The sequence below is a fragment of the Tunicatimonas sp. genome (genome assembly GCF_049647865.1).
Lineage (GTDB): Bacteria > Bacteroidota > Bacteroidia > Cytophagales > Cyclobacteriaceae > Tunicatimonas.
This window is the reverse complement of record NZ_JBARYM010000348.1, coordinates 1-4,928: the sequence shown is the minus strand read 5'-3', so window position 1 is coordinate 4,928 and position 4,928 is coordinate 1. Positions and strand designations below refer to the sequence as shown.

Below are 4,928 nucleotides of genomic sequence, written 5' to 3'. Positions count from 1 at the left end.
TCACCTACGATTACTGGTCAATCTTCCTAGCCTGGGAATTAGACTTGCGAGCACTAAAGAAATTAGCGATAAACAGCATCACTTACAGCTTGCTGAGTGATGAAGAAAGAGAAACTGCCCTTCGGGTTTGGGAAAATCGATGGGATAATTTTATTAATGAATGTTTGAAAATATAGTGTTTATGTGTTCACATATTTAAGCCGTTGTGGAACAATGCTCATAAATTTACAATCCTGAATACGGTAATTCATCCACATGAACACCTGGACACTCTAACACAATAATATCATAATATAAAACTATGCATCTTCTAACCTTTCTTTTATCACTAATTCTTCTCGCCTGTCAACCGGAAAGCACGGCTGTCACCGAGAAAGAAAAACCTATTCCTATTAAAGTAGTGGTAGTCACGATGTTTGAGCGGGGCGAACCGCAGGGCGACCAGCCGGGTGAGCTACAATATTGGGTAGAGCGCTTTCCCTTCCCTACTGCTATTAACTTCCCACAGGGAAATCAGAATTTGCACTACAACGCCGATCAAGGCGTTTTGGCAATCACTACGGGAGTGGGCAGTATTAATTCGGCGGCTTCCATTATGGCGTTGGGAATGGATTCTCGCTTCGATCTTACGAAAGCCTACTGGTTAGTTGCGGGGATTGTCGGGGCCGACCCGGAAGATATGCCGTTGGGTTCCGCCGCTTGGGCTGAATGGCTTATTGATGGTGACCTAATGCACGAAATTGATGGACGTGAGATTCCCAGCGATTGGGAGACCGGTATTTTTCCGCTTCGTGAGACTGAGCCTTTCCCCAAAGAAGTACCTAGTCCGGAGGGTGGAGCAGTGTTTCAACTTAATCCTGACTTAACTGAGTGGGCTTATCAATTGACTGAAGACATGGTGCTAGAAGATACCGAAGATTTGCAGCAATTACGCTCCCGCTACGCGAACTACCCGAAGGCGCAGGAGTCGCCGATGGTGCTAAAGGGCGATCATGTCGCGGCGATGACCTTTTGGCACGGCAAAATGATGAATACGTGGGCGAACCGCTGGGTAAATTACTGGACGCAGGGGAAAGGAGAATTTGTTACCTCAGCGATGGAAGATACCGGGACGGCTCAATCGCTGTATCTGCTGGATAAGGCTGGTAAGGTAGACGCTAGCCGATTGATGCTGCTACGAACCGCCAGTAATTTTACCATGCCGCCCGACGAAATGACGGCGGCCGAGAGTATGCAAAACGAAAATTCGGGTTACTCCGGATTCATTCCTTCGTTAGAATCGGCCTATCAGGTAGGCAATGCGGTAGTACAAAACTTGGTAGCAAACTGGGAGCAGTATCAAGAAAAATTACCAACAGTAGAAGATTTGGACAGCAACCCTCAGCAGTAATTATAATATCTAATAATTTTACTAATTCTTTACTACCCAAAATATTATTTTAATAATTAACTGATAGTATTCTTTTATAATCAATAACATAAAAGGCTTACCAACTTTCCTGTTCAGTATTCTTTCCTTACAGAGTATAATTTTCGTAATATTGCGGTTTACACCTAATCTAATTCTGATGAGAAAAATTCTACTTCCTTTAGTATGTGCTTTAGGACTCGGCTTGCAGTTTGCCTGGGCCCAAGGAACCACCACCGCTAGTATGAATGGTGAAGTAACCGACGGAAATGGCGCGGTTATTCCGGGGGCCAGCGTACAGGTATTGCACGAACCTACCGGTACCGATTACATTAACGCTACCAACGAGAGCGGCTTCTTCCGCATTTCCAATATGCGAGTGGGTGGTCCTTACACGCTCACCGTATCTTTTGTAGGCTACGAAAATCTGGTGCAAGAAGGTATCTACCTAGACTTAGGCCAAACCTTTAGCGTGGATGCCGTGCTGAGCGAATCGGTTACCCAACTGCAAGATGTAGTGGTTTCAGCCGGAGGCCTGATCGATGGCAACCAAACTGGGGCCGAAACTAACGTAAGCCGTGAGCAGATTATGAGTTTACCCACCGTTAACCGCGATCTGAACGATTTTACCCGGCTTACCCCACAAGCAAATATCACCAACGGGGGAATTTCTATTGCGGGCGTTAACAACCGTTTCAATACGATTTATATTGATGGTGCGGTAAATAACGACGTGTTCGGTCTGGCAAACTCTGGAACGAATGGCGGACAAGCGGGTATTTCACCCATTAGCTTAGATGCCCTAGAGCAGATTCAGGTAGTAGTCGCTCCCTACGATGTTACTTTGGGGGGGTTCTCCGGCGGCGGAATTAACGCAGTGACCCGTAGTGGAAAAAATTTCTTTGAGGGTTCGGCTTACTATTATTTTCGTAATGAACAACTAGCCGGAAAAACTCCGGGAGATATTCCGGATGACCAGCGTACCCGCTTGGCTCCCTTCAATGTGGAAACGTACGGCTTCCGACTGGGCGGTCCCATTATAAAGGATAAATTGTTCTTCTTCACCAACGTAGAGTTACTTCGCCAAGAAGAGCCATTTCCGTTCATTTCTCAAGATTATGAAGGAAGTGCTACCGCCGCGGACCTCAACGGTCTGGTTGATTTTTTAGATACTGAGTATGGGTACAATCCCGGTGGCTACCTCAACAACGTAGGCACCCGAAACAGTGACAAGGTAATTGCGAAGCTGGATTGGAATATTAACCGTAATCATAAACTAACAGCCCGGCATAGCTACGTATTTGGTGAAACTACCCGTCTTAATCGCCCCAGCAGTCGGAATATTTTCTTCTTCAATACAGGAAACGCCTTTCCTACCACCACCAACTCTACGGCTCTTGAGCTAAAGAGTAGTTTCGGTAACAACTATTCTAATAATTTGATCTTAGGTTACACCCGGGTACGCGACGATCGAGATGTTCTGGGATCACCTTTCCCCCGAGTAATTATTGAAGATGGTCCGGCTGAGATCGCAGTAGGTACCGATAACTTCTCGTATTCTAATGTAGTGTTCCAGGATGTCTTCACCCTTACCAATAATTTCAATTGGTACAACGGACGACATACGTTCACCGTAGGAACGCATAACGAGTTTTTTCAGATTGAAAACTTATTTACTATTTTTTCTACTCCCCAGTACCGCTACGGTAATTTGAACTCATTTTTAAATGGTGGAGAAGGTTTTGTATTGTTTGGGCATGAGCAGTTGGCCCCCGGCCAGTCAGAAATACGTTTAGGCGATAACGCCAGCAACTTAGGGCCGACTTTCGACGCGTTACAAATGGCGTTCTACATTCAGGATGAGGTACAATTTAACAGCGATTTTAAACTAACCTTCGGCGTTCGAGCTGATATACCAGTATTCTTAGAAGATCCGCCACTAGATAATACCCAGTTTAATCAGGAGACTGTTCCATTGATTGAAGCAGCGGGTTACGATTTAAAGGGTGCTCGAGCTAGCAAGGCTCCCGCTACCCAAGTACTCTGGAGCCCCCGAGTTGGCTTTAACTGGGATGTAACCGGTACTAAAAGTACACAACTACGCGGTGGCCTAGGTATATTTACCAGTCGGGTACCCTGGGTGTGGCCGGGGGGTATGTTCATCCGAAACGGACTTAACAGCAGTTTGTACGGTAGCTTTCTTCAGCCAGACTTTGCTGATCCATTCTACGCAACCCCAGAAGAGTGGCGCGCGAACCTAATCAATGGGACTAGCCCCTCCGGTGATGTTGATCTGTTTGTTGAAGACTTCAAGTATCCTCAGGTATTTCGTACCAATATTGCGGTAGATCAGGCTTTGCCTTTAGGCTTAGTGGGCTCCGCTGAGTTTATGTACACTAAAACGCTGAACAATATCGAGGTGAGAAACCTTAACTTGAGACCAGCTACTGGTCAGTTAGATGGACCCGATAATCGCCCTACGTTTAATGCTGGCAGTCGTATTGACCCAACCTACAACTTTATTAGCTTAGTAGATAATACGAACGAAGGCTATACCTGGAACACTACCTTCAAACTAGAGCGGCCAGCTCGAGATGGACTAGGGTTTAGTTTAGCCTACTCATTTACCCGGGCCGAAGCTTTGTTTGATGGCCGGGCGTTTATTAACGCCAATAACTGGCAGCAGACTTATAGTCTAGTAGGTCGGAATAATCCCTCACCTGGACGTTCTACCTTTGATGTTGGTTCACGATTAATTGGAGCATTAACCTACCGCAAAGAATACGCCGGATTTATGGCTACTACTGTGTCGTTATTCTACAATGGTCAATCAGGAGTGCCGTTTTCTTACGTCTACGGTAACAGTAATCTGCTAACGGGTGAAGAAACCAATACCGATTACGAACGCGCTTTGGTCTACGTACCTGCCAGCCAAGGCGATATTATTTTTGGATCACGGACGATTGGGGAAGATGGTAGCCCGGTTTCTGATGCAGCCGGACGGCCAGTAGCTACCCCACTTGCCTCAGAAGGACAACAGGCTTCTTACGCAGCATTCAATTCCTACATAGAAGACGAGAATCACCTGAGCGACCGACGAGGACAGTACGCGGAACAAAACCGCAGTCGTGCCCCATTCTCTAATGTATTTGACTTAAAGCTGCTGCAAGATTTCTATATTACTTCGGGCAGTGGCCGTCGGCATACGCTTCAGGTGTCGCTAGATGTATTTAATTTTAGTAATCTGGTTGGTAACTGGTTCGGGCAAAATTGGGGTGAGCGCTATTTTGTTGGTGGCGGTAATAATCAATTTGCGTTTGAGTTGCTGCAGTTTGAAGGCTTTCAGGAAGGAACCGACCGGCCAGTCTTCTCATACACCGATCCGGGTGAACCTTGGGATATTAATCAAGCTCCCGATATTGAAGGCTCCCGCTGGGCTGCCCAATTTGGTGTGCGCTACTCTTTCTAGTAAATAGCTTTCTTACTTATTCTAACAATAGCGAAGTGGCCTAGTGCTGCT

At 46.3% G+C, this 4,928-nt stretch carries 2 protein-coding genes; both read left to right on the top strand.

Annotated features, from left to right (window positions below):
* The first annotated feature begins 301 nt into the window (after positions 1 to 301).
* Complete coding sequence (locus tag WBA23_RS10430; RefSeq protein WP_424582219.1) at positions 302 to 1,390, top strand: purine nucleoside permease; 1,089 nt, start codon at positions 302 to 304, stop codon at positions 1,388 to 1,390.
* Between the two features lie 178 nt (positions 1,391 to 1,568).
* Positions 1,569 to 4,877, top strand: a complete 3,309-nt coding sequence (locus tag WBA23_RS10425) for a TonB-dependent receptor (protein ID WP_424582218.1) — start codon at positions 1,569 to 1,571, stop codon at positions 4,875 to 4,877.
* Positions 4,878 to 4,928: the final 51 nt, after the last annotated feature.

Excerpts from the sequence above, each read along its gene's own strand:
- WBA23_RS10430 (WP_424582219.1), top strand. The coding sequence starts at position 302 with ATGCATCTTCTAACCTTTCTTTTATCACTAATTCTTCTCGCCTGTCAA.
- WBA23_RS10425 (WP_424582218.1), top strand. The coding sequence starts at position 1,569 with ATGAGAAAAATTCTACTTCCTTTAGTATGTGCTTTAGGACTCGGCTTG.